Annotated in this window: 24 protein-coding genes; 16 read left to right on the forward strand and 8 right to left on the reverse strand. The window is 56.9% G+C overall.

Features of this window, described 5'->3' with window-relative positions; all coding sequences use genetic code 11:
* Positions 1–126: 126 nt before the first annotated feature.
* Positions 127–1,221, reverse strand: a complete 1,095-nt coding sequence (gene apbC, locus JSY17_RS23645) for an iron-sulfur cluster carrier protein ApbC (RefSeq protein WP_117184522.1) — start codon at positions 1,219–1,221, stop codon at positions 127–129.
* A 160-nt stretch (positions 1,222–1,381) separates the two neighbouring features.
* Between apbC and metG the strand changes: the two genes are divergently transcribed.
* The 8 genes from metG to JSY17_RS23685 all read left to right on the forward strand — a co-directional run bounded on the left by metG (position 1,382) and on the right by JSY17_RS23685 (position 8,127).
* On the forward strand, positions 1,382–3,424 hold the full coding sequence (gene metG / locus JSY17_RS23650) for a methionine--tRNA ligase (RefSeq protein ID WP_122370850.1): 2,043 nt from the start codon (positions 1,382–1,384) through the stop codon (positions 3,422–3,424).
* A gap of 111 nt (positions 3,425–3,535) precedes the next feature.
* A complete protein-coding gene (locus JSY17_RS23655) occupies positions 3,536–4,114 on the forward strand; it encodes an Rnf-Nqr domain containing protein (RefSeq protein ID WP_206402637.1) in 579 nt (192 codons plus the stop codon).
* Entirely contained in the window at positions 4,111–5,118 is a 1,008-nt protein-coding gene (gene rsxB / locus JSY17_RS23660; RefSeq protein WP_122370852.1) for an electron transport complex subunit RsxB, read from the forward strand. The genes JSY17_RS23655 and rsxB overlap by 4 nt, the downstream gene beginning before the upstream one ends.
* Positions 5,105–6,085 carry an RnfABCDGE type electron transport complex subunit D gene (locus JSY17_RS23665; protein WP_206402635.1) on the forward strand — a complete coding sequence of 327 codons (981 nt, stop codon included), beginning with the start codon at positions 5,105–5,107 and terminating at the stop codon, positions 6,083–6,085. Before rsxB ends, JSY17_RS23665 begins: the two co-directional genes overlap by 14 nt.
* A complete protein-coding gene (locus JSY17_RS23670; protein WP_201015376.1) occupies positions 6,082–6,636 on the forward strand; it encodes an RnfABCDGE type electron transport complex subunit G in 555 nt (184 codons plus the stop codon). The genes JSY17_RS23665 and JSY17_RS23670 overlap by 4 nt, the downstream gene beginning before the upstream one ends.
* The gene (locus tag JSY17_RS23675) at positions 6,633–7,202 is read left to right on the forward strand and encodes an Rnf-Nqr domain containing protein (RefSeq protein ID WP_206402634.1); all 570 of its coding nucleotides are present in this window, start codon (positions 6,633–6,635) and stop codon (positions 7,200–7,202) included. The genes JSY17_RS23670 and JSY17_RS23675 overlap by 4 nt, the downstream gene beginning before the upstream one ends.
* Positions 7,199–7,837, forward strand: coding sequence for an endonuclease III (gene nth, locus JSY17_RS23680; protein WP_117166044.1), 639 nt, complete (start codon positions 7,199–7,201; stop codon positions 7,835–7,837). Before JSY17_RS23675 ends, nth begins: the two co-directional genes overlap by 4 nt.
* 107 nt (positions 7,838–7,944) lie before the next feature.
* Positions 7,945–8,127 carry a PA3496 family putative envelope integrity protein gene (locus JSY17_RS23685; protein WP_025261489.1) on the forward strand — a complete coding sequence of 61 codons (183 nt, stop codon included), beginning with the start codon at positions 7,945–7,947 and terminating at the stop codon, positions 8,125–8,127.
* 110 nt (positions 8,128–8,237) lie between these two features.
* On the opposite strand, the gene JSY17_RS23690 is transcribed toward JSY17_RS23685, so the two are convergent.
* Entirely contained in the window at positions 8,238–8,864 is a 627-nt protein-coding gene (locus JSY17_RS23690; protein ID WP_025261490.1) for a response regulator transcription factor, read from the reverse strand.
* A gap of 1,294 nt (positions 8,865–10,158) precedes the next feature.
* On the opposite strand from JSY17_RS23690, the gene JSY17_RS23695 reads away from it, so the two are divergent.
* The gene (locus JSY17_RS23695) at positions 10,159–10,686 is read left to right on the forward strand and encodes a hypothetical protein (RefSeq protein ID WP_232849619.1); all 528 of its coding nucleotides are present in this window, start codon (positions 10,159–10,161) and stop codon (positions 10,684–10,686) included.
* Between the two features lie 275 nt (positions 10,687–10,961).
* On the opposite strand, the gene JSY17_RS23700 is transcribed toward JSY17_RS23695, so the two are convergent.
* Complete coding sequence (locus tag JSY17_RS23700; RefSeq protein WP_117166042.1) at positions 10,962–12,179, reverse strand: argininosuccinate synthase; 1,218 nt, start codon at positions 12,177–12,179, stop codon at positions 10,962–10,964.
* 129 nt (positions 12,180–12,308) lie between these two features.
* Positions 12,309–13,217, reverse strand: a complete 909-nt coding sequence (locus JSY17_RS23705) for an OmpA family protein (RefSeq protein ID WP_117166041.1) — start codon at positions 13,215–13,217, stop codon at positions 12,309–12,311.
* Between the two features lie 148 nt (positions 13,218–13,365).
* On the opposite strand from JSY17_RS23705, the gene pyrC reads away from it, so the two are divergent.
* The 4 genes from pyrC (at position 13,366) to bfr (ending at position 16,141) form a co-directional block, all read left to right on the forward strand.
* Positions 13,366–14,412 (forward strand): dihydroorotase, encoded by a 1,047-nt coding sequence (gene pyrC / locus JSY17_RS23710; protein WP_117184513.1) that lies wholly within the window; start codon positions 13,366–13,368, stop codon positions 14,410–14,412.
* Complete coding sequence (gene rnt, locus JSY17_RS23715; RefSeq protein WP_117166039.1) at positions 14,409–15,083, forward strand: ribonuclease T; 675 nt, start codon at positions 14,409–14,411, stop codon at positions 15,081–15,083. The genes pyrC and rnt overlap by 4 nt, the downstream gene beginning before the upstream one ends.
* 167 nt (positions 15,084–15,250) lie before the next feature.
* Entirely contained in the window at positions 15,251–15,469 is a 219-nt protein-coding gene (locus tag JSY17_RS23720) for a bacterioferritin-associated ferredoxin (RefSeq protein WP_117166038.1), read from the forward strand.
* A gap of 201 nt (positions 15,470–15,670) precedes the next feature.
* Positions 15,671–16,141 (forward strand): bacterioferritin, encoded by a 471-nt coding sequence (bfr, locus tag JSY17_RS23725; protein WP_025261497.1) that lies wholly within the window; start codon positions 15,671–15,673, stop codon positions 16,139–16,141.
* A gap of 166 nt (positions 16,142–16,307) precedes the next feature.
* Here bfr and grxD read toward each other — a convergent pair whose 3' ends face one another.
* The 3 genes from grxD to JSY17_RS23740 form a co-directional block, all read right to left on the reverse strand.
* Positions 16,308–16,631: a Grx4 family monothiol glutaredoxin gene (grxD, locus tag JSY17_RS23730; RefSeq protein WP_117166037.1), complete on the reverse strand. Its 324-nt coding sequence runs from the start codon at positions 16,629–16,631 to the stop codon at positions 16,308–16,310.
* 87 nt (positions 16,632–16,718) lie between these two features.
* Positions 16,719–18,827, reverse strand: a complete 2,109-nt coding sequence (locus JSY17_RS23735; RefSeq protein ID WP_206402632.1) for a molybdopterin oxidoreductase family protein — start codon at positions 18,825–18,827, stop codon at positions 16,719–16,721.
* A 130-nt stretch (positions 18,828–18,957) separates the two neighbouring features.
* A complete protein-coding gene (locus JSY17_RS23740; RefSeq protein ID WP_025261500.1) occupies positions 18,958–19,251 on the reverse strand; it encodes a hypothetical protein in 294 nt (97 codons plus the stop codon).
* 414 nt (positions 19,252–19,665) lie between these two features.
* On the opposite strand from JSY17_RS23740, the gene argF reads away from it, so the two are divergent.
* Entirely contained in the window at positions 19,666–20,586 is a 921-nt protein-coding gene (gene argF, locus JSY17_RS23745) for an ornithine carbamoyltransferase (protein ID WP_206402630.1), read from the forward strand.
* Positions 20,583–21,656, forward strand: coding sequence for an ABC transporter ATP-binding protein (locus JSY17_RS23750; protein ID WP_206402628.1), 1,074 nt, complete (start codon positions 20,583–20,585; stop codon positions 21,654–21,656). Before argF ends, JSY17_RS23750 begins: the two co-directional genes overlap by 4 nt.
* Before the next feature lie 26 nt (positions 21,657–21,682).
* Here JSY17_RS23750 and ybaK read toward each other — a convergent pair whose 3' ends face one another.
* Positions 21,683–22,153 (reverse strand): Cys-tRNA(Pro) deacylase, encoded by a 471-nt coding sequence (ybaK, locus tag JSY17_RS23755; protein WP_117166033.1) that lies wholly within the window; start codon positions 22,151–22,153, stop codon positions 21,683–21,685.
* Positions 22,154–22,504: 351 nt separating this feature from the next.
* On the opposite strand from ybaK, the gene JSY17_RS23760 reads away from it, so the two are divergent.
* Positions 22,505–23,356, forward strand: a complete 852-nt coding sequence (locus tag JSY17_RS23760) for an MIP/aquaporin family protein (protein ID WP_117166177.1) — start codon at positions 22,505–22,507, stop codon at positions 23,354–23,356.
* Positions 23,357–23,380 lie beyond the last annotated feature (24 nt).

The following is a 23,380-nucleotide window of genomic DNA, read 5'->3' on the forward strand; positions in this document are numbered from 1 at the left end:
ACAAGCTACAAGCTACAAGCTACAAGCTACAAGCTACAAGCTACAAGCTACAAGCTACAAGCTACAAGCTACAAGCTACAAGCTTTTGACTTGAAGCTTGCCGCTCAAAGCTTGCAGCTCTCCCGCTCAATCATCACTGACCGAAATGGTCGGCATCGCCGGGCTTGCCGCTTCCTGCAACACGATCCGGGCACCCACATGCCGCGCCAGCTCCTGATACACCATCGCAATCTGGCTTTCCGGCTCGGCAATCGCCGTCGGCTTGCCGCCATCGGCCTGTTCGCGGATCAGCATCGACAATGGCAGCGAAGCCAGCAGTTCGACGTCATATTGCGAAGCCAGCTTTTCACCGCCGCCCTCACCGAACAGATGCTCGGCATGTCCGCAGTTCGAGCAGATATGCACCGCCATGTTTTCCACGACGCCCAATACCGGAATATTGACCTTGCGGAACATCTCGACGCCTTTCTTCGCATCCAGCAAGGCCAGGTCCTGAGGTGTCGTGACAATCACGGAGCCGGCAACCGGGACTTTCTGCGCCAGGGTCAGCTGGATATCGCCCGTCCCGGGCGGCATGTCGATGACCAGATAATCCAGATCATTCCAGGCCGTCTGGGTAACCAGTTGCAGCAAGGCACCGGACACCATCGGACCGCGCCAGACCATAGGCGTGTTGTCATCGGTCAGGAAAGCCATGGACATGACTTCGACGCCATGCGCCTCGATAGGCACGAACCACTTCTGATCCTTGATGCGCGGTCGCGTGCCTTCGGGAATCCCGAACATCACGCCCTGGCTCGGACCATAGATATCCGCATCCAGAATGCCGACCCGCGCACCTTCACGGGAAAGGGCCAGCGCCAGGTTGGCGGCGGTGGTGGACTTGCCGACCCCGCCCTTGCCCGAAGCCACGGCAACGATGTTCTTCACATTGGCCAGACCGGGAACCTGCGACTGGGCCTTGTGAGGATGAATGACCGTGCGGATATCGACCTTGGCCGAGGCGACGCCGTCGAGGCCTTCGATTGCGGTCTGCAATACCTGCGCCCAGCCCTTGCGGAACAGTTCTGCGGCATAGCCCAGCTCAAGCTGCACGCTGACTTGTGCGCCCTGAATCTCAATGGATCGAACGCAACCGGCACTGACCGGGTCCTGGTTCATGTAAGGGTCGGTGTATTGGCGAAGAATCGTCTCCACCGCTGCGCGATTGACTGCGCTCATGGGCTTACTCCGAAAAGAGACTGACTAAAACAGGCGGCTATCCTACCCGTTATGTCGAAGGCCGACATGGTTTCACTGCGAAGACCCGTTGCGAGGTGAAAAAAATCGCTCAGCCCTTTATAGTGGCCGACCTCCGTTCCAGTTCAAGTAGCCGAGCCCCATGTCCGAGCCACGCAAGATTCTCGTTACCAGCGCCCTGCCCTATGCCAATGGTTCCATCCACCTTGGCCACATGCTCGAGTACATCCAGACCGACATGTGGGTGCGTTTCCAGAAGCATCGCGGCAACCAGTGCACCTACGTCTGCGCTGACGACGCCCATGGCTCGGCCATCATGCTGCGCGCAGAAAAGGAAGGCATCACCCCGGAACAACTGATCGACAACGTCAAGGCCGAACACAGCGCCGATTTTGCCGACTTCCTGGTGGACTTCGACAACTTCCACTCGACTCACGCCGAAGAAAACCGTGAGCTGTCGAGCATGATCTACACCCGCCTGCGGGATGCCGGGCACATTGCCACGCGCTCGATCACTCAATACTTCGACCCGGAAAAGAAAATGTTCCTGGCCGACCGCTTTATCAAGGGCACCTGTCCGAAATGCGGTACCGAGGATCAGTACGGCGACAACTGCGAAAAATGCGGCGCAACCTACGCACCGACCGACCTGAAAGATCCGAAATCGGCGATTTCCGGCGCAACGCCTGTTCTCAAGGACTCCAAGCACTTCTTCTTCGACCTGCCAGCCTTCGAGGACATGCTCAAGAGCTGGACCCGCAGCGGCACCCTGCAAGACGCCGTGGCCAACAAGATCGCCGAATGGCTCGACAGCGGCCTGCAGCAGTGGGACATCTCCCGTGACGCGCCGTATTTCGGCTTCGAGATCCCGGACGAGCCGGGCAAATACTTCTATGTCTGGCTGGATGCGCCCATCGGCTACATCGCCAGCTTCAAGAACCTGTGCGCACGCCGCCCGGATCTGGACTTCGATGCCTACTGGAAAAAAGACTCCACCACCGAGCTGTACCACTTCATCGGCAAGGACATCGTCAACTTCCACGCCCTGTTCTGGCCTGCCATGCTCGAAGGTGCCGGCCTGCGCAAGCCGACCGGTATCAATGTCCACGGCTACCTGACCGTGAACGGGCAGAAAATGTCCAAGTCGCGTGGCACCTTCATCAAGGCGCGCACCTATCTGGAACACCTGTCGCCCGAGTACCTGCGTTACTACTACGCAGCGAAGCTGGGCCGTGGCGTCGATGACCTGGACCTGAACCTCGAAGACTTCGTGCAGAAGGTCAACTCCGACCTGATCGGCAAAGTGGTGAATATCGCCAGCCGTTGCGCAGGCTTCATTCACAAGGGCAACGGCGGCGTTCTGGTCGAGGCCAATGCCGCACCGGAACTGACCGACGCGTTCCTGGCAGCAGCACCCGGCATCGCCGAAGCCTACGAGGCTCGCGACTTCGCCCGCGCCATGCGTGAAACCATGGCCCTGGCCGACCGCGCCAACGCCTACATCGCCGACAAGGCTCCGTGGTCGCTGGCCAAGCAGGAGGGCAAGCAGGATGAAGTCCAGGCCGTATGCGCCCTGGGTATCAACCTGTTCCGCCAACTGGTGATCTTCCTCAAGCCAGTCCTGCCAGCCCTGGCTGCCGATGCCGAAAAATTCCTCAACGTCGCTCCGCTGACCTGGGACGATCACAAGACGCTGCTGGCCAACCATCAGCTCAATCCGTTCTCGGCGCTGATGACCCGTATCGATCCTGCCAAGGTGGAAGCCATGACCGCCGCGTCCAGAGAAGACCTGGCTGCCAGCTCCACTGACGCAGCACCGACAGGCAACGGCGAACTGACCAAGGACCCGCTGTCGGCGGAAATCGATTTCGATACCTTTGCCGCGGTCGATCTGCGGGTTGCCCTGATTCTCAAGGCCGAACATGTGGAAGGTGCCGACAAGCTTCTGCGTCTGACCCTGGATATCGGTGACGAGCAACGCAACGTGTTCTCGGGCATCAAGAGCGCCTACCCGGACCCGAGCAAGCTGGAAGGTCGCCTGACCATGATGATTGCCAACCTCAAGCCGCGGAAAATGCGTTTCGGCATTTCCGAAGGCATGGTGATGGCAGCAGGCCCTGGTGGAGAAGAAATCTACCTGCTGAGCCCCGACAGCGGTGCCAAGCCGGGTCAGCGTATCAAGTGACATGAACCAGGGCCCGATAGCCGCATCCGTGTGGCTATCGGGCCTTCGTATGTCCGCGACCTTGTCTATCGTTAAAGAGGCTCACCAGCCTGCTCGCCATCCGGCAAGATCATGACCGATTTCATTTACACCCTCCTGAGTGCTGCCCTGATCAACAACTTCGTGTTGCAGCAACCGCTGGGTGCCGACTCCCTGACTCGAACGCATACCCTGCCAAGGCATCGCCTGCATGCATTGGGCATCGCTACCTGTTGCTTGATGCTGGCGAGCAGCCTTGTCTGTTATCTGGTCCTGCATTACGCACTGATGCCCTTGAGTCTGGGCTACCTGAAGCTGTTCGTGGTTCTGCCGGTGATTGTGCTTTTGCTGCATCCGGGCCTGATATGGCTCAAGCAACTGTTCCCCCGGCTTGACTTCGACGGCCTGTGGCCCTTGCTGCTGGCCAATGCTGGCGTGTCTGGCGTGGTGCTGCTCGGTATCGAACCTGATCAGGGGCTTGTGCATCTGCTGGCGCTGGCTCTGGGTGCCGGTCTTGGTTTCTGGCTGGTATTGAGCCTGCTGGATGATCTGGGACAAAGAGTTCGCTCGGCTGATATTCCACAACCGTTTCGCGGGCTGCCGATCCAGTTGATCGGCGTCGGGCTCATGGGGCTGGCCTTTCTGGGCTTCAATGGACTGGTCAAGGCATGAATCTGATACAGCGCATCGACGCCCTGCTTCCGCAGACCCAGTGCGGCAAGTGTGGCCATCCCGGTTGCAAGCCTTACGCCGAAGGCATTGCCAGTGGCGAGGCTATCAACAAGTGCCCGCCCGGAGGCGAGGAAACCATTGCACAACTGGCGCAGTTGCTGCGAATCCCGGTCCTGCCGCTGGATACCGAACGAGGCTCGGCGCCTGCACAGGTCGCGTTCATTCGTGAAGCCGAATGCATCGGCTGCACCAAGTGCATCCAGGCTTGCCCGGTGGATGCCATTGTCGGCGCGGCGAAGCAGATGCATACGGTCATCATCGATGAGTGCACAGGCTGCGACTTGTGTGTGGCCCCCTGCCCGGTGGACTGTATCGAGATGCATCCACTGCCCCTGGCGAGCGTTACACCGATTGTCGGCGGCCTTGCGTCGGGCACCGAGCAACTCCAGGCACGTGCACAGAAACGCAATCATGCCCGCCATCGCTTCGAGTCGCGCAATGCTCGCTTGCATCGCGAACAGGAACAGCGCCTGGCAGAGCGCCAGGCTCGGGCGCAGAGGCCGCTACCGGCAAGTACCTCGGTCATCGAACGCGGTCGCGCCGACAAGTCCGTGGCGGAAGACGAAGCACTGAAAAAAGCTCGTATCACTCTGGCCATGAGCCGTGCGCAACTGAACAAATCCCTCAAGGCTTTCGGCCATCCGCCCATCGCGGAACAGGCGGCACGGCTGGTGGAACTGCAACGGGAATTCGAGGACGCCGAGCAGGCGCTGGAAAAACTGCTTGCTGCTGCCGCCGCACAACCCAGGCAGCCCGTGGCCAAGGTCGACAACAGCGGAGTAAAACGCGCCAAGATCCAGTTGGCCATGGCCCGCTCCGCACTGAAGAAAGCCGAAACAGCAGAGGCTCCGGCAGAACAGCTCGCCGCCCTGACTGCAGAGCTGCAAAACGCTGAAATGGCCTTGAGCGCAGCCGAAGCGGCATTGGCCGATGCAAACGCCTGAACACCTGCAGAAATCCATGGGCACGGTCCTGCTGGCAGTGGTGCCCGGCGCGCTGACGCTGCTCTGGTTATACGGCTGGGGCGTGATGATCACCTGGTTGCTGGCCGCCGGCACGGCGCTGCTCGTGGAGTTCATCTGCCTGCGATTGCGCGGGCAATCTGCGCGCCAAGGCTTGATGGACGGCAGCGCGCTGGTCAGCGCCACCCTGCTCGCCCTCGCCCTGCCCCCTTATTCCCCGTGGTGGCTGACCGCTCTGGCCAGTGGCTTTGCGATGATTTTTGGCAAACACCTGTATGGCGGCGCAGGCAGGAATCCATTCAACCCGGCCATGCTCGGTTATGCCTTTGTGCTGGTGTGCTTTACCCTGCAGATGAATCACTGGCCCGCCACGCATGGTCTGAGCCTGATGGGTGGCCTGCAACAGATCTTCGGTTTCAGTACAGGTCCGCAGCCAGATGCATGGGTCCAGGCCACGGCTCTGGATGTACTGCGCCTCAACACCCATCTGACCATCGACGAACTGTTCGCCGCTCACCCGGCATTTGGAAGCATGGGCGGTCGCGGCACGGAATGGGTGAATCTGGCCTTTATTGCAGGCGGCGCGTTATTGCTACATCGACGGATCATCAGCTGGCATGCCCCGGCAGGCATGCTCGCCAGCCTGTTCGTAATCAGTCTGCTGTGCTGGAACGGCTCAGGATCGGACTCCAATGGCTCCCCCGTCTTTCACCTGCTGAGCGGTGCCACGATGCTGGGTGCCTTCTTTATCGCCACCGAACCGGTATCCGGCCCTTCCAGCCCGAGGGCACGTCTGCTGTTCGGGATCGGCATCGGTCTGATGACTTATGTAATACGTACCTGGGGCGGCTACCCGGATGGTGTGGCCTTCGCCGTGCTGCTGATGAATCTGGGCGTGCCAGCCCTGGAGCGGCTGACCATGCGCTCATCCCCGGAATCGGTGTCATGAAGCCCCTTGGCCTGGTCGTCATTCTCGCCATCGCCGGGGTGGGGCTCGGTCTCGGCATGGCGCTGCAACAGGCTGCCAAACCGCGTATTCAAGCGCTACAGGAAGAGGCCCGCGCTCAGGAATGGTCGAGCGTTCTAGCAGTCGGCAGTTATGACAATCAGCCATTGCATCACCCATTGAGGCTACCCGTAAACGATACCTCGGTGCGCGCGGCCTTTCTTGCCAGCCGCGAAGGCAAGCCTTGTGCAGTGATCTTTCATAGCCAGGGCCAAGGCTATGCTGGCCCGGTGGAATTGCTGATCGGCGTATCGATTGAAGGCAGGCTGCTGGGGATCAAAGTGCTCGAACAGCATGAAACACCGGGCATGGGTGCCCGCATCGTGACCGAACCGCAATGGCTGAAGGGGTTCTCGGGCAAATCGCTGAACGACGGGGCCTTCGATCAGATCGCCGGAGCGACCATCACCTCCAGGGCAGTTGTCGGAGCCATCCACAACACCTTGCGCTACTTCGACGAGCACAAGGCCCTGCTTGTGGGGAGCCAACCATGAAACTGTCCATGCCCAGCCTGATTCTGCTCGTGCCGCTGATTGGCGTTACGGACTCGCTGATCGTAGCACTGGCTTTTCTGCTGGTCTTCGCTGCCATCGCAACCTTGCACAGAGCCTTGTTGAAGTTGTGTGCGCCATTGCTGGGTGCCAGTCAGAAGTGGCTTGCCAGCGCCCTGATTGCTGCCACGCTGGTTACCTGTGCAGAAACGGGGGTGCTGCTTCAGGCTCCCGACCTGCACAAGGCTCTGGGAATCTATCTGCCCTTGATGGCCATCCATTGCCTGCAGATCCAGACCGTACGGATCGGCCGATATGCTTTATGTGGATACGCGCTTCTGATGCTCTCGCTGGGGTTCGTACGCGAACTGCTGGGAAACTGGACGATCCTGAGCAATGCCCACTGGCTGTTTGGCAATTCTGCAATCCAGTGGCAAATTAGCCTTCCGGCTCCCGCCTTGCACATGGCAACTCTGGCACCCGGCGGCTTCATTCTTCTGGGCCTTCTGCTTGCCGCATACAATGCCTTGACCAGGCCGACACCTTCCAAGGAAATACCCCTTTCATGAATGCCGCAAAACGTCTGGAAATCTTCCGCAGGCTCCACGAAGACAATCCCGATCCCAAAACCGAGCTGGCTTACACCACACCGTTCGAGCTGTTGATATCGGTGATTCTGTCGGCACAGGCAACCGATGTCAGCGTCAACAAGGCCACGGCAAAACTGTATCCGGTGGCCAATACGCCGCAGGCCATTTATGAGCTGGGCGTCGAAGGATTGTCCGAGTACATCAAGACCATCGGGCTCTATAACAGCAAGGCCAGGAACGTCATTGAAACCTGCCGACTGCTGATGGAGCTGCACAACGGCGAAGTCCCGCAAACCCGTGAAGCCCTGGAAGCATTGCCGGGCGTGGGCCGCAAAACCGCCAATGTCGTGCTCAACACGGCTTTTCGTCAGGTAGCCATGGCGGTCGATACCCATATTTTCCGCGTCAGCAATCGCACCGGCATTGCGCCGGGCAAGAACGTGGTGGAAGTGGAAAAGCAGCTCATGAAATTTGTCCCGCGCAACTACCTGCTCGATGCCCACCACTGGCTGATCCTGCATGGCCGCTATGTATGTCAGGCACGCAAGCCACGCTGCGGCAGTTGCCGGATCGAGGACCTGTGCGATTACAAGGAAAAGACCTCGGACGATTGAGCAATAGAAGAACCCATGCCTGATCGATTGAAAAAATCTTTTTTACCAGCATCGGGATTATCGATATAAGGTGCGCCAACGACAGCCAAAGCCTGGAGTCAACTTTCATGAGTACTGGCAAAGAGCAATTGGACGTAGAAGACGATTTCATCGCTGTCGATTCGGACGAAAGCGAGCAACCACCGGTCGAGCCTGCCAAGACCAACCTGAGCAAGCGACGCACCATCGATAACATGCTTGAAGAGCGGCGCTTGCAGAAACAACTGGCCGATTACGACTTCGACCTCTAAGCGCCCTCTTGCAAAACCTGATCTCAAAGCCTCTCATCGGGAGAGGCTTTCACATGGGCTCGCCTGATCGATACTGCGCAGGCCCGCAGGGTGCCTTACCGGCATGATGGTCAGACCAGCCCGTTGCGCTGGGCAAGTTCGATCAGATCGACCAGCGAGTGCGCATTGAGCTTGAGCAACAGGCGCGTCTTGTAGGTACTGACGGTTTTATTGCTCAGAAACATGCCATCGGCAATTTCCTTGTTGGTTTTCCCTCTGGCCAGCTGTTGCAGCACCATCATCTCGCGCCCCGAGAGGCGATCGACCATATCGGCCTCGCTGGCATTACCCATGCTCGAACGAACGGTATGCAGGGCCTGATTGGGAAAGTAGCTGTACCCCGACAACACCGCCTTGATGGCGCTCAGCAATTCGGTAAGGTCCTGTTGCTTGCAGACATAACCCGCCGCTCCCGCCTGCATGCAGCGCATGGAAAAATGGCCAGGTGCCTGTGAAGTAAGAATCAGCACCTTGAATGGCAATGTCATTGCAGATAGACGGGCAATGACCTCCAGGCCATCGAGCTTGGGAATCCCTATATCCAGAATGACGATATCCGGCAAGTGTTCGCGAGCCAGTTGCAACGCATCCACTCCATTGTCCGTCTCCGCAATGACCTCATAGCCATGGCGCTCCATCAGCATGCGTACAGCAAGGCGAATGACAGGATGATCATCCACGATCAGCACTTTATTCATGGGCAGTCCAATTTTCGCTATTCGAATTTTCAGAGTCAGCACAATAGCTTAGTCGTTTAGTGCTTTGCATGACGCTCACCCTCGCGGACTAACAGCCAAAGACCGTTCCCACACATACAACAGAAAATTCCTACAAATTTCGCTATTAACGAATTATTTTTTATATTTTTCATAGAGCCTCCCCTTCGGAATTCGATGAAATTATTACCGTCTGGAGTGCTGAGATAGAGCATCGCAACTCAGGTAAAACAATTATTGCCATAACGTCAAGCATTAGTCCTTTGCCTCTGAGCCCAAACGGACAATAGCCGATGAACATCGAATCGCCTCCATGGTTACGCCACCTTGATAATTGTAATAATGTGGTCAGATGCCATGACCATAGCTCCTTGCCATTACTTCAATACTGAAATCGAAAAAGCAAGAATATCGAACACTGCTACCAGATACTTTCTCGAATACGGGCTCAATGACATCAGGACCTCATGATCAGTGCCACAGCCCCTTCCGAACGCCGACCGGCCCTGTCGCTACAGACCTGAAAGCAAGAGGCATAATCATTGACTTCAGGAATTTTCTCCCGGAAGTTATATACCAGCGCAACGTTTAAAAAATACACACATAAATACACCTTTCTTATACACATCCAGGCGAAAAGACCGATAGCACAAAATACTCAGAATATTCCTACATTACGGAACAGCAAAACCTCCAGCAGCCCGATGTACCGTAAAAACCATTCAAGATGCTGACTTTACGCTATCACCACGATAAAAGTGATACATAGATACTCCCCGCAGCCGTGTTTCATACCTTTCTCTGGCAGGCCTTACACACTTCATCTCTACGAATGGCTCATTCGACAAGTAGCTAATACTATATTTCATTCCGCTTCCATCCCTGCCGCCCCAAAGAGGAAACGTACTACACAACTAGCAGACGGCAGATAGCGGCATGTAAGACCACTTCAAACCCACTAAGTCAATTCATGTAACGCACCGTTTTTTTACTTGCAAATTCTATTACCAGTCGTTACTTTTTTAACAACGAACTCATTACTTTCTGCCAACAACTATGTGCAGTTAGATTGGAGCGACCCAACAACCGACGTCATTTTAATGACGCCATGAATAACACTGCTTTATATGGACTCTGCTTATCAAGAGAGTCGAAAGGATTCGGGCAACATGAACATGGCCGATCAGGAATACCCTCCCTTTGACAAGCCCGGACCGGGCCTGACAATTCTTTTGAATTGGCCATGCGTATAACCATGTTCAAAAAGGGATATACCATGAACAACAAAACATCTCATTCATCCTCAAAAAATATAACACCCCTTGATCTGACTGAGGCGGTCGAACAGTTTGTTGCACAAGGAGGTGTAATTGCCGTGATACCCGATGGCGAAACAGCAGAATCGCCAGTTCTCTCGGTGGCAGAAGATACAACGCCTCTGGATGCCGAACTTGAAAAGAGTTCCAAACTGGAGTTACTCAGAAGTCTGGTTGCCAAAGGCGCCGGAGTTTCCGCCTTGCAATATTCATTGAGAATGAACAAGAAAGAAATTCGCCAACTGGCCCAGGAAAATGATGTAAAGATAAAATTCAGTCGCCCTATAAGAGAGGTCAATAAAGAAACCCATTACGACACGACAGATATTGATGATGTGGTGGCCGGTCATGCCATGCATTATTCCAGCCTCGGTTATACCGCACCGGAGATTGCACAGATACTTGATCTGAGTGTGCGGCAAGTCTGGAATATCGGCAAAGCCTACCGTTTCGAATTCAAACAGAAGAGGGACAGTGACACACCCTGAATACGCTCACCACAAACAGATCAACCGACGCGGTATCGACTGGACTTCGTGTCGATACCGCTCACCGACCTCGCAAAGCCACTCATGACAGTGCCCCGAAACGCCCTCTCCCGGTTCGATTTCCCTTTATCCCACACGCACAACCAGGGGCAGCACTGATCTACAGAGCTTCAGTGGAGAATATCGGCACGGAAAAACGAAGGCATGACAGTGCATTGCGCACTGCAAATAAAAATGCAGCCCCGAAGGGCTGCATTTCATGTATCAAGCCGGGTTCAGAAGAACTTGCGGCCCTTGTTCGCGGCAATGCGCATGCGCAGGGCATTGAGCTTGATGAAGCCTGCAGCGTCCGCCTGGTTGTACGCACCACCATCTTCTTCGAAGGTAGCAATGTTGGCGTCGAACAGCGACTCTTCGGACTTGCGACCGGTAACGATCACATTGCCCTTGTACAGCTTCAGACGCACGACGCCGTTCACATGAACCTGGGACGCATCGATCATCTGCTGCAGCATCAGACGCTCAGGGCTCCACCAGTAGCCGGTGTAGATCAGGCTGGCGTACTTGGCCATCAGCTCATCCTTGAGGTGAGCGACTTCACGATCCAGGGTGATCGACTCGATGGCGCGGTGAGCGCGCAGCATGATGGTGCCGCCGGGCGTCTCATAGCAGCCACGGGACTTCATGCCCACATAACGGTTTTCAACGATGTCCAGACGACCGATGCCGTTTTCGCCACCGATACGGTTCAAGGTAGCCAGTACGGTGGCTGGCGTCATCTCGACACCGTCCAGAGCGACGATATCGCCGTTGCGATAGGTCAGTTCCAGGTAGGTCGGAACGTTCGGCGCGTCTTCAGGAGACTTGGTCCAGCGCCACATGTCTTCTTCGTGCTCGGTCCAGGTGTCTTCCAGCACGCCGCCTTCATAGGAAATGTGCAGCAGGTTGGCATCCATCGAGTACGGAGATTTTTTCTTGCCATGACGCTCGATCGGGATGGCATGCTTCTCGGCATAATCCATCAGCTTTTCACGCGAAAGCAGGTCCCACTCACGCCATGGCGCAATCACTTTGACGCCAGGCTTGAGGGCATAGGCGCCCAGCTCGAAACGCACCTGATCGTTACCTTTACCGGTAGCACCGTGGGAAATGGCGTCAGCGCCGGTTTCATTGGCGATTTCGATCAGGCGTTTGGCGATCAGCGGACGAGCGATGGAAGTACCCAGCAGGTACTCGCCTTCGTAGACGGTGTTGGCGCGGAACATCGGGAACACGAAATCACGTACGAATTCTTCACGCAGATCGTCGATGTAGATTTCTTTCACGCCCATGGCCTGAGCCTTGGCACGTGCCGGCTCGACCTCTTCACCCTGACCCAGGTCAGCGGTAAAGGTCACCACTTCGCAGTTATACGTATCTTGCAGCCACTTCAGAATGACCGAAGTATCCAGGCCACCGGAATACGCGAGAACTACCTTGTTTACGTCCGCCATGCCATCACTCCACCGGGTTGTACGGAAAACCGCTGATTCTACCGTTCAAACCAGCAAATTTACAGGGGCGCGACAGCTTGTGACGACGAGGCGACAGGGTATGTCAGCCTCGCGACAGGAAAGAGAGGATTACGAAGTGCGGGCAGCACTGGCGGAAGAAGCGACCGGAACCGGCTTTTCTTCGGGAGGGACACGCTCAAGATGCACATTTACCCGACGGTTGCGCGCCCGGTTGGCATTATTGGTGTTGGGTGCCAGTGGATAACGCTCGCCATGAAAACGCAGGGTAATCTGTTGCTCGGGGATACCCTGGGCTTTCAGATAGTCCATCACCGCCAGCGCACGACGCCGGGACAGGTCGCGGTTGGTCAGACGGTTGCCGCTGTTATCCGAATGGCCGTCCAGTTCGATATGGTTGACCGTCGGATCGGCGCGCAGATACGCAATCATGTTGTCCAGACGCGCCTTGGCCTTGGCGTCCAGCTCGATGCCGCCGCCGGGAAAGCCCACTTCGGCCTGCTTGATCTGATCGAAATTCATGGGCAGCAGTTTGGTCGTGCACAGCTGATAGTCGCTGAATGCCTTGCTGAACCTGACGGGCAACAGCCGTATCTCCATCGGGCCGCCGCCGTCACGGCTACTGTGACGAATGAGCGGGGTGCGCCCTTCCATCAAGCCACTGATCAGACGTCCGGCCTGCGCCTCGGAGCTATTGAAAGGAATCTCGCCATTGCTGACCCGCACCGAACCGAGGTTGATATCACCGCGTCCCGGCTGCCAGGGCGCAGCCGCAGCCAACAGAGTGGCCGAGCCATTGCCCAGCATGTTGTAGGACGGCTTGAGCCGGAATGTGGCCTGCTCACCGGCACGACGCACGAACTCACCGACCCCGAAGTCAGTAATCGGCTGGCTCAGTCGACACTCGAACTGATCCCCTTCGACCTTCCACTCGATACTCTCCAGACGGGTCTGGAAACTGACAGCCATCGCGGGGAGGCTGGCAAATACGCTGAGCAAGGCGAGATATAGCTGGCGCACGGGAGGCTCCACTTATAAAAATGACGCGAAACAAAAAATGCTTCTTACGTCGGGCTATCGGTAACTTCCTACAAAACTTGATAGCGAGTGCCTGAGAGAGTCTTTTCCGGTAGCATTCCCAGCGAGTTTTACCCGCCTGGAATCCCCAATGTCTGATCGCCTGACCCTTCTGCGTCCCGATGACTGGCACATCCACCTCCGTGACGGAGCTGTTTTGCCTCACACCGTTGCTGACGTTGCGCGCACTTTTGGCCGCGCAATCATCATGCCCAACCTTGTGCCACCAGTACGCAATGCGCAGCAAGCCGATGCCTATCGCCAGCGCATTCTGGCTGCTCGCCCGGCTGGCAGCCGCTTCGAGCCGCTGATGGTGCTTTATCTGACCGATCAGACCACGCCCGAGGACATTCGCACGGCCAAGGCCAGCGGCTACGTCCATGCGGCCAAGCTGTATCCGGCCGGTGCAACCACCAACTCCGATTCTGGCGTCACCAGCATCGACAAGATTTTCCATGTCCTGGAAGCCATGGCCGAAGTAGGCATGCTGCTGCTGGTGCATGGCGAAGTGACCCGCGGGGAGATTGACGTCTTCGACCGCGAGAAAATCTTCATCGACGAGCACCTGCGTCGTGTGGTGGAGCGCTTCCCGAACCTGAAAGTGGTGTTCGAGCACATCACCACCGGTGAAGCCGTACAGTTCGTCAACGCGGCCTCGGCCAACGTTGCGGCGACCATCACTGCGCATCACCTGCTCTATAACCGCAACCACATGCTGGTGGGCGGAATCAGGCCGCACTTCTACTGCCTGCCGATCCTCAAGCGCAATACGCACCAGACAGCCCTGCTCGATGCCGCGACCAGCGGTAACGGCAAGTTCTTCCTGGGCACCGACTCGGCTCCGCATGCCCAGCACGCCAAGGAAGCCGCCTGCGGTTGTGCCGGCTGCTACACGGCCTACGCCGCTATCGAGCTGTATGCCGAAGCTTTCGAGCAGCGTAATGCGCTGGACAAGCTGGAAGGTTTTGCCAGCCTCCATGGCCCGGCCTTCTACGGTCTGCCTGCCAACCAGGACACCATCACGCTGGTGCGTGACGAGTGGACCGCCCCTGCCAGCCTGCCGTTCGGCGAGCTGAGCGTAATTCCGCTGCGCGCCGGAGAAAAACTGCGCTGGCGCCTGCTGGAGGACAATGCGTGAGTGAAGATCATTACGACGACGAACTGGACGGCCACGGCGGTGGCGGATCTCGCCATCCGATGGCAGCTCGTTTTCGTGGCTACCTGCCTGTGGTCGTCGACGTTGAAACCGGTGGTTTCAACGCGGCAACCGATGCCCTGCTGGAAATCGCTGCCGTAACCATCGGCATGGATGAAAAAGGTTTTGTGTTCCCGGAGCACACCTACTTCTTCCGTGTGGAACCGTTCGAAGGTGCCAATATCGAAGCGGCAGCACTCGAGTTCACCGGTATCAAACTCGACCATCCGTTGCGCATGGCGGTCAGCGAAGAAACCGCGCTGACCGACATCTTCCGCGGCGTGCGCAAGGCGCTCAAGGCCAACGGTTGCAAACGCGCCGTGCTGGTCGGTCACAACGCCAGCTTTGACCTGGGCTTCCTGAACGCTGCCGTCGCTCGCCTGGATATGAAGCGCAATCCGTTTCATCCGTTCTCCAGCTTCGACACCGCAACCCTTGCAGGCCTGGCCTATGGTCAGACAGTGCTGGCCAAGGCCTGTCAGGCTGCCGGCATGGACTTCGATGGACGCGAGGCTCATTCGGCCCGCTATGACACCGAAAAGACCGCTGAGCTGTTCTGCGGCATCGTCAACCGCTGGAAGGAAATGGGCGGCTGGGAAGACTACGATGACTGAAGCTTGTGCTTCATGAATAAACCGGCCTTGTGCCGGTTTTTTTATACCTCTGTTTCAACGACCGCTCATCGGACTTGAGAAAGCGTATCCAAAACAGTTTTGACAAGCATTCTCATTAAGATTAACCTCCTCGGCACAAAGCAATAACCAGCGACGGTTACCGACTTATGTATGTTTGCCTCTGCCAAGGTGTTACTGACGGCCAGATTCGGGATGCAATCCTCGAAGGCTGCTGCAGTTATCGTGAAGTGCGTCAAACGCTGGGTGTTGCCAGCAAATGCGGTAAATGTGCCTGCCTGGCAAAGGAAGTGGTACGTGAAACCCTGACAGAACTGCAAAGCAGTCAGGTATCGCTGGCTTATCCAGCAGAATTTTCCGCTGCCTGATTGACCCCATTTCAAAGAACCGGACCTTGCGTCCGGTTTTTTTATGCCTGTAATTCAAGTGCTTAGCGTCAAGATGCGGAACTCAAACATTCTTATTCTTATTTAATTTCACTTAGTATTCAATAACTTAGGTTTGACAGGCCTCTAAGTGCAGCTCAAACTCGCGCTTTATATACACAAGCCATCGGCAGGACCTCGAACATGAAAGGCGACATTACAGTCATCCAGCATCTCAACAAGATCCTCGGAAACGAGCTGGTCGCGATCAATCAGTACTTCCTGCATGCACGCATGTACGAAGATTGGGGTCTGAAAAAGCTGGGCGCTCATGAGTATCGCGAGTCCATCGACGAGATGAAGCACGCCGACAAACTCATCAAGCGCATCCTGTTCCTCGAAGGCCTGCCTAACCTGCAAGAGCTGGGCAAGATCCTGATCGGCGAGCACACCAAGGAGATGCTTGAGTGCGACCTGAAGATCGAAAAGAAAGGCCTGGCCGATCTCAAGGCTGCGATTGCGCACTTTGAAACCGTTGGCGACTTCGGCAGCCGTGAACTGCTGGAAGACATCCTCGAATCCGAGGAAGAGCATATCGACTGGCTGGAAACCCAACTGGGCCTGATCGAGAAAGTCGGTATCGAAAACTACCTGCAGTCGCAGATGGGCGATTAAGTCTTTCAGGGCAGCCGCCAACAAAAAGCCCCGCCTCTGATGATCAGAGCGGGGCTTTTTTAGCTTTTAGCTGAGCTACAAGCTACAAGCTACAAGCTACAAGCTACAAGCTACAAGCTACAAGCTACAAGCTTTTGACTTGAAGCTTAAAGCTTGTAGCTTGCAACTATTTAGCGTTTTCAGCCGCTTGCTTGAGCAGAGGCTGCAACTCACCGTTCTGGAACATTTCGGTGATGATGTCGCTGCCGCCGACCAGTTCACCGGCGACCCACAGTTGCGGGAAAGTCGGCCAGTTGGCGTATTTAGGCAGGTTGGCGCGGATTTCCGGGTTCTGCAGGATGTCGACATAGGCGAACTTTTCGCCACATGCCATCAGCGCCTGGGAGGCTTTGGCCGAAAAGCCGCACTGCGGGGCATTCGGAGCGCCTTTCATGTAAAGCAGAATGGTGTTGTTGGCAATCTGCTCTTTAATCGTTTCGATGATATCCATGGAGCACCTCGGCTGAACTTTCCGACTCAGTTGTCGGCACGGTGGCGCATTGTAACGGAATCCCGTGCCAGACGCTCAGTCTTGAACTCAACAGGCAGTCACTTGCACGGGAACGCCATTGAGCACGGCATTGCCGGACAAGGTATCGAGCTGTCGCTCGTCGGTCAGATCATTGGCGCTGACACCCGGCTGCGCCTGTGCGATGTCCATACGCACCCCGGCACGCGAGTGCCCCCAGCCATGGGGCAGGCTGACCACGCCGGGCATCATCTCCGCGCTGCCCAGCACCTGAACCTCGATCGTCCCGACCCGCGAGTCGACCCTGACCTGCTGCCCGTCGCTCAAGCCCCGGCTGGCCAGGTCATCGGGATGCATCAGCAATTGATGCCGTGGCTTGCCTTTCACCAGACGATGATAGTTATGCATCCATGAGTTATTGCTGCGCACATGCCTGCGTCCGATCAGCAGCAGTTCCCCGGCCTGTGGTGCTGGCGATTCGATAAAGCGCTGCAGATCGGCCAGCACCACCTCAGGCGCCGCCTGGATACGTCCGTTGGCGGTTTTCAGGCGCGTTGTCAGGTTGGACTTCAAGGGTCCAAGATCAAGCCCGTGAGGATGATTGCCCAGTGCCTCGACCGACAAGGCGTGCTCCGATGCCTCGCCATACCGCCCCTTGCGCAGACCATGGTCGATGATCAGCGCTGGTGCCATGGTCGGTTTCAGCTCCTTCTGGGCCTTGGTCGCAAAGGCCCTGGCCAGCCCGACGAAAATCTCCCAGTCATGCAAGGCGCCTGCGGGCTTGTCAAAAATCGCCCGATTGAACCGAGTGACGTTACGTACCGCCAGGAGATTGAAGGTCGTGTCGTAATGATCGTTTTCCAGCGCCGAAGTCGAAGGCAGGATCAGATCGGCATAACGGGTGGTTTCATTGATGTACAGATCAATGCTGAGCATGAAGTCCAGCCCGTCCAGAGCCCTTTCCAGCTGGCGACCATTGGGCGTGGACAAGACCGGGTTGCCTGCAACCGTGACCAGAGCGCGTATCTGCCCTTCCCCTTCGGTCAGCATCTCCTCGGCCAGGGCCGAAACCGGCAACTCACCGCCATATTCGGGCAAACCGGAAACTCGACTCTGCCACAGGTTGAAATGCCCGCCCGAGGTCGAGCTGACCAGATCCACTGCCGGTTCGGTACACAAGGTGCCGCCCACCCGGTCCAGATTACCGGTCACCAGATTGATCAGTTGCACCAGCCAGTGACACAGCGTGCCAAAGGCCTGAGTGGAAATGCCCATGCGGCCATAGCAGACAGCCTTGTCGGCAGCGGCGAAGTCCCGGGCCAACTGGCGAATCTGCTCGGCAGGAATGCCGCAACGCGGACTCATGCTCTCGGCGTTCAGAGCCTTGATCGCTTCTCGCACCTGATCAAGACCATCGACAGGCAAATGAGTCTCCCGGGTAAGTCCTTCCTCGAACAGGGTATTGAGCAGACCGAAAAGCAGTGCCGCATCGCCGCCAGGCCGGACAAACACATGCTGGTCGGCAATGGCCGCCGTCTCGCTGCGCCGGGGATCGACCACCACTACTTTGCCGCCGCGTTTCTGGATCGCTTTCAGACGCTTCTCGACATCCGGCACTGTCATGATGCTGCCATTGGAAGCCAGCGGGTTGCCACCCAGGATCAGCATGAAATCCGTGTGATCGATATCGGGAATGGGCAGCAGCAGGCCGTGGCCATACATCAGGAAACTGGTGAGGTGATGGGGCAGTTGATCCACCGAAGTGGCCGAGTAGCGATTGCGAGTCTTGAGCAGCCCCAGAAAATAGTTGCTGTGGGTCGTCAGCCCGTAGTTGTGTACGCTGGGGTTGCCTTGATAGACCGCGACCGCGTTCTGGCCGTGTTGCTGCTGAATGGCAAACAGACGCTCGGCGACCAGCTCGAAAGCGTCCTGCCATTCGATCGGCTGCCATTGATTGCCCACACGTCGCATGGGCTGGCGCAAGCGGTCGGGATCGTTCTGGATATCCTGAAGCGCCACGGCCTTGGGACAGATGTGGCCACGACTGAAACTGTCGAGCGGATCGCCCTTGATCGATGTAATGACTGGAGCCGCACCCGCAGATGCAGTGGTTTCAATGGTAAGGCCGCAAATGGCCTCGCACAGGTGGCAGGCGCGGTGGTGCTCGGTCCTGATCATCCCAACCTCATATTCTTGTCATGGCAGTCAGAGTGATTGCATTGACAAGAATATGGAGCGTTGACAGCAAGCGCGCCAGAGACGTTCGTCTCGTGAATCGCGAACCATCAGGCGGGCAGATGGCCTGGGATCAGTTGCCGATAGGTGTCACGACCTTGCGCTGCAACTGGATTTCCGTGACGGTTTCGATCTGCTCCTGGGCAACATGCACCCCGGTCAGTTCGCCGATCAGGCGCCAGTGATCGTCAAGACCCGAGCTGATGGTCGCCATACGATCGATCATGCGACGACCGGCTGCGCGGGTAACTTCGTCTTCACTGCGCAACAACTCAAAGGACATCGACGTCATCGAAGCGGTGAGGTGTGTCAGGGTACGAGCGGTCAACCCAAGCAGCTCCGTCAGTTGTCGTTCCTTTGAGTCCATTCCCAGCCCCTCGATTGAATTGAGCAGTTACTTGTAACTCTTTATAACTCACGTACGCAGTTAAGGAAACGGGCAACTTTTCAATGCCGTGAAGCACGTCGCATTAGCATAGAGGCCCAAGACCGGACTTTTACAGTATCGGCATCAATTGCCAAGCACTGTTGGGTCAGTGTACAAATGCTGCCTTCTGCAATCAGCGGGCCGGCCACAGGGCTGTTTCAACCAGCGCCTCTGCGGTTACGGACTTCGTTATCTCTGAAGTAAGCATGCTATTGGTAAGACGCGACATTTTTTTATACTATCGCGCCTTCCTTATTCGTCGCCCCCGTGCGGCTTTCGCCTCAGGTCATGCCGTTTTCCCGATAAAAACCGGCTTTCGGAACCTGAGGTCTGTTGCAAAAAAGGTAGTTAATAATGAGCGCCAGGCACTTTCTCTCGATGATGGATTACACCCCAGATGAGCTTCTGGGCCTGATCCGTCGTGGCGTAGAGCTTAAAGACCTGCGAAATCGCGGCGTGCTTTTTGAACCACTGAAAAATCGAGTGCTGGGGATGATCTTCGAGAAATCCTCGACACGTACCCGTCTTTCCTTTGAAGCGGGCATGATCCAGATGGGTGGCCAGGCCATCTTTCTGTCCCATCGCGACACTCAACTGGGCCGTGGCGAGCCGATTTCCGACAGCGCAAAAGTCATGTCGCGCATGCTCGATGCCGTAATGATCCGGACTTTTGCCCATAGCAACCTGATCGAATTCGCCGCCAACTCCCGCGTCCCGGTGATCAACGGACTGTCCGACGACCTGCATCCGTGCCAGTTGCTGGCCGACATGCAGACCTTCCTGGAGCACCGCGGCTCGATCAAGGGCAAGACCGTGGCCTGGATCGGTGACGGCAACAACATGTGCAACAGTTATATAGAAGCGGCCATACAGTTCGACTTCCAGTTGCGTGTGGCCTGCCCTTCCGGCTACGAACCAAACCCCGAGTTCCTGGCACTGGCCGGCGATCGCGTGACCGTCACCCGCGATCCGAAGGAAGCGGTTGCCGGTGCGCACCTGATCAGTACCGATGTCTGGACCTCCATGGGTCAGGAAGAAGAAACCGCCAAGCGCATCGCGCTGTTCGCGCCCTTCCAGGTCACCCGGGCCTTGCTCGATCTGGCTGCCGAAAACGTGCTGTTCATGCATTGCCTGCCAGCGCATCGCGGTGAAGAAATCAGCGCCGACCTGCTGGACGATGAGCGTTCGGTCGCCTGGGATCAGGCCGAGAACCGCCTGCATGCCCAGAAAGCCCTGCTGGAGTTTCTGGTCGCGCCGTCCTATCAGCCAAAATGAGCCATGCCCTGCTGCTGAATCTGCGCAACCTGGCCTGCGGTTATCAGGATCAACGCGTGGTGCAGGACCTCAACCTGCACCTCAACGCCGGAGATATCGGTTGCCTGCTGGGGTCTTCGGGCTGCGGCAAGACTACGACCCTGCGGGCCATTGCAGGGTTCGAACCGATCCATGCCGGCGAGATCACCTTGGCCGGTGAAGTGATTTCCCGGCCCGGCTGGACCCTGGCACCGGAGAAGCGCCGGATCGGCATGGTATTTCAGGACTATGCGCTGTTCCCGCATCTGAACGTGGCGCAGAACATCGCTTTCGGCATCCGCAAACACCCACGCCTGAATCAGGTGATCGACGAACTGCTGGAACTGGTCAACCTGGGCTCACTGGGCAAACGTTATCCCCATGAGCTTTCCGGCGGACAGCAGCAGCGTGTCGCCCTCGCCCGAGCCCTGGCACCGGAGCCGCAACTGCTGTTACTGGATGAACCGTTTTCCAACCTTGACGGCGAGTTGCGCCGACGCCTGAGCCATGAGGTGCGCGACATTCTCAAAGCCCGTGGCACCAGCGCGATTCTGGTGACCCACGATCAGGAAGAAGCCTTTGCAGTCAGCGACCACGTCGGCGTGTTCAAGGAAGGCCGGCTTGAGCAATGGGATACGCCCTACAACCTCTATCACGAGCCTCAGACGCCTTTCGTGGCCAGCTTCATCGGCCAGGGCTATTTCATTCGCGGACAGTTGATCGATCCGCAATCGGTACAGACCGAACTCGGCGTGCTGCATGGCAATCGCGCCTATCCGGGGGTCAGCGGCAGTGCCGTCGATGTGCTGCTGCGTCCGGACGATATTGTCTACGCAGCGGACAGCGACCTGAAAGCACGAGTGGTTGGCAGGACATTCCAGGGCGCTTCAACCCTGTATCGCCTGCAATTGCCGACCGGCAGCCAGCTTGAGGCCATCTTCCCCGGTCATGCCGATCACATGACAGGAGAAGAAGTCGGGATTCGGGTCACCACCGAACATCTGGTGCTGTTCCCGGCAGCGGGGAGTGTTGCAGCGAATTCGGTGTTGTAGAGGGCTTCGTGAATGGCGGGAGCAAACTACTCCCTGCCGATCGCTGCAAACACCGCACGGGTATGTTCCGCCAGAACCGCCGCCGACAATTCTACCTCCAACCCGCGCCGGCCTGCACTGACGTAAATCGTCTCGAACGGCTGGGCGCTCTGATCGATGAAGGTGCGCAGACGCTTCTTCTGCCCCAGCGGGCTGATCCCACCCAGCAGATAACCGGTTGCCCGCTGAGCCGCAGCCGGATCGGCCATCTCGGCTTTCTTCGCAGCGGCGGCACTGGCCAGAGCCTTGAGATCCAGGGTGCCGGCAACCGGTACCACGGCCACCAGCAACTCTCCCTTTTCCGTACTCGCGAGCAGGGTCTTGAACACCCTTGCCGGTTCAAGGCCCAGCTTCTCGGCCGCTTCAAGCCCGTAAGACGCTGCTTTCGGATCATGTTCGTAACTGTGAATCCGGTGTTCGGCGCGAACTTTCTTCAATAAATCCAGCGCGGGGGTCATCAGGACACTCCAGGTCACTCAAGGCGGCCTCTACTTTAGGCGAAATACGATGCAAAAGCCCTATCTCAAGGCACAATGCTGAGTGATGGCTGTTTAAAATCAAAAAAAATATTTCCTACACAAGATGGAGAAATTTCAAATTTCGCTGTCAGAAAATATCGTCAATGGTTCACTTTCAACCTTTGACAGGGTTGTTTCTTGTCTATATTTTTTCGTTTACGAATATTTTTGAAATTTATTTTTCAACAGGATTCGTAAAACCGCCCCGGGAATGGGGTTTTCCCGAGACGGCAGATGATGAGCATCGGTGCTTTGCATACGAAGCCGCAAAAAACAAAAAACGAGGTTCACATGACCATATCAATGCAACAACCGACGCTACGAGGCCAGTGTCTGGCCGAATTCCTTGGCACCGCTCTGATGATTTTCTTCGGCACGGGATGTGTTGCAGCGCTCAAGGTCGCAGGTGCTACATTTGGCCTGTGGGAAATCTGCATCATCTGGGGTCTGGCCGTCAGCATGGCGATCTACGTCAGTGCCGGAGTTTCGGGCGCTCACCTCAATCCCGCCGTCAGCATCGCCCTCAGCCTCTTTGCAGGTTTTGAAAAGAGAAAACTCCCCTTCTATATAAGCGCCCAGATCGCCGGAGCCTTTTGTGGCGCAGGTCTGGTCTATCTGCTTTACATCAGCCTGTTCTTCGAATTCGAACATGCTCACAACATGATTCGTGGCAGTGTGCAAAGCCTCGAACTGGCATCAGTCTTTTCCACCTACCCTAACCCGTCCATTTCCGTGGGCCAGGCGTTCCTGGTCGAAGTAGTGATCACCGCCGTGCTGATGGGCGTGATCATGGCCTTGGGCGATGACAGCAACGGTCTGCCACGCGGCGCAATGGCTCCCTTGCTGGTCGGTCTGCTGGTTGCCGTTATCGGCGCATCCATGGGGCCGCTGACCGGTTTCGCCATGAACCCGGCACGGGATTTCGGTCCTAAACTGATGACATTCCTTGCAGGCTGGGATGAGATAGCCTTCACCGGTGGACGCGACATACCGTATTTCCTGGTTCCGATCTTTGCACCGATCCTGGGTGCCTGCCTCGGTGCTGCCGGCTATCGCGCGCTGATCGCCCGTCATCTGCCCAACGCCGTCGTCGCTGAAAAGGCTCCTGAAGCCATTCGCGGCAAAGCACAGACTTCCGTTTGAACACCCCCAATAACGCAAGGCAAT

The sequence above is a fragment of the Pseudomonas capsici genome, assembly GCF_017165765.1.
GTDB classification, from domain to species: domain Bacteria; phylum Pseudomonadota; class Gammaproteobacteria; order Pseudomonadales; family Pseudomonadaceae; genus Aquipseudomonas; species Aquipseudomonas capsici.

Excerpts from the sequence above, each read along its gene's own strand:
- apbC (WP_117184522.1), bottom strand. The coding sequence starts at position 1,221 with ATGAGCGCAGTCAATCGCGCAGCGGTGGAGACGATTCTTCGCCAATAC.
- metG (WP_122370850.1), top strand. The coding sequence starts at position 1,382 with ATGTCCGAGCCACGCAAGATTCTCGTTACCAGCGCCCTGCCCTATGCC.
- JSY17_RS23655 (WP_206402637.1), top strand. The coding sequence starts at position 3,536 with ATGACCGATTTCATTTACACCCTCCTGAGTGCTGCCCTGATCAACAAC.
- rsxB (WP_122370852.1), top strand. The coding sequence starts at position 4,111 with ATGAATCTGATACAGCGCATCGACGCCCTGCTTCCGCAGACCCAGTGC.
- JSY17_RS23665 (WP_206402635.1), top strand. The coding sequence starts at position 5,105 with ATGCAAACGCCTGAACACCTGCAGAAATCCATGGGCACGGTCCTGCTG.
- JSY17_RS23670 (WP_201015376.1), top strand. The coding sequence starts at position 6,082 with ATGAAGCCCCTTGGCCTGGTCGTCATTCTCGCCATCGCCGGGGTGGGG.
- JSY17_RS23675 (WP_206402634.1), top strand. The coding sequence starts at position 6,633 with ATGAAACTGTCCATGCCCAGCCTGATTCTGCTCGTGCCGCTGATTGGC.
- nth (WP_117166044.1), top strand. The coding sequence starts at position 7,199 with ATGAATGCCGCAAAACGTCTGGAAATCTTCCGCAGGCTCCACGAAGAC.
- JSY17_RS23685 (WP_025261489.1), top strand. The coding sequence starts at position 7,945 with ATGAGTACTGGCAAAGAGCAATTGGACGTAGAAGACGATTTCATCGCT.
- JSY17_RS23690 (WP_025261490.1), bottom strand. The coding sequence starts at position 8,864 with ATGAATAAAGTGCTGATCGTGGATGATCATCCTGTCATTCGCCTTGCT.
- JSY17_RS23695 (WP_232849619.1), top strand. The coding sequence starts at position 10,159 with ATGAACAACAAAACATCTCATTCATCCTCAAAAAATATAACACCCCTT.
- JSY17_RS23700 (WP_117166042.1), bottom strand. The coding sequence starts at position 12,179 with ATGGCGGACGTAAACAAGGTAGTTCTCGCGTATTCCGGTGGCCTGGAT.
- pyrC (WP_117184513.1), top strand. The coding sequence starts at position 13,366 with ATGTCTGATCGCCTGACCCTTCTGCGTCCCGATGACTGGCACATCCAC.
- JSY17_RS23720 (WP_117166038.1), top strand. The coding sequence starts at position 15,251 with ATGTATGTTTGCCTCTGCCAAGGTGTTACTGACGGCCAGATTCGGGAT.
- bfr (WP_025261497.1), top strand. The coding sequence starts at position 15,671 with ATGAAAGGCGACATTACAGTCATCCAGCATCTCAACAAGATCCTCGGA.
- grxD (WP_117166037.1), bottom strand. The coding sequence starts at position 16,631 with ATGGATATCATCGAAACGATTAAAGAGCAGATTGCCAACAACACCATT.
- JSY17_RS23735 (WP_206402632.1), bottom strand. The coding sequence starts at position 18,827 with ATGATCAGGACCGAGCACCACCGCGCCTGCCACCTGTGCGAGGCCATT.
- JSY17_RS23740 (WP_025261500.1), bottom strand. The coding sequence starts at position 19,251 with ATGGACTCAAAGGAACGACAACTGACGGAGCTGCTTGGGTTGACCGCT.
- argF (WP_206402630.1), top strand. The coding sequence starts at position 19,666 with ATGAGCGCCAGGCACTTTCTCTCGATGATGGATTACACCCCAGATGAG.
- JSY17_RS23750 (WP_206402628.1), top strand. The coding sequence starts at position 20,583 with ATGAGCCATGCCCTGCTGCTGAATCTGCGCAACCTGGCCTGCGGTTAT.
- ybaK (WP_117166033.1), bottom strand. The coding sequence starts at position 22,153 with ATGACCCCCGCGCTGGATTTATTGAAGAAAGTTCGCGCCGAACACCGG.
- JSY17_RS23760 (WP_117166177.1), top strand. The coding sequence starts at position 22,505 with ATGACCATATCAATGCAACAACCGACGCTACGAGGCCAGTGTCTGGCC.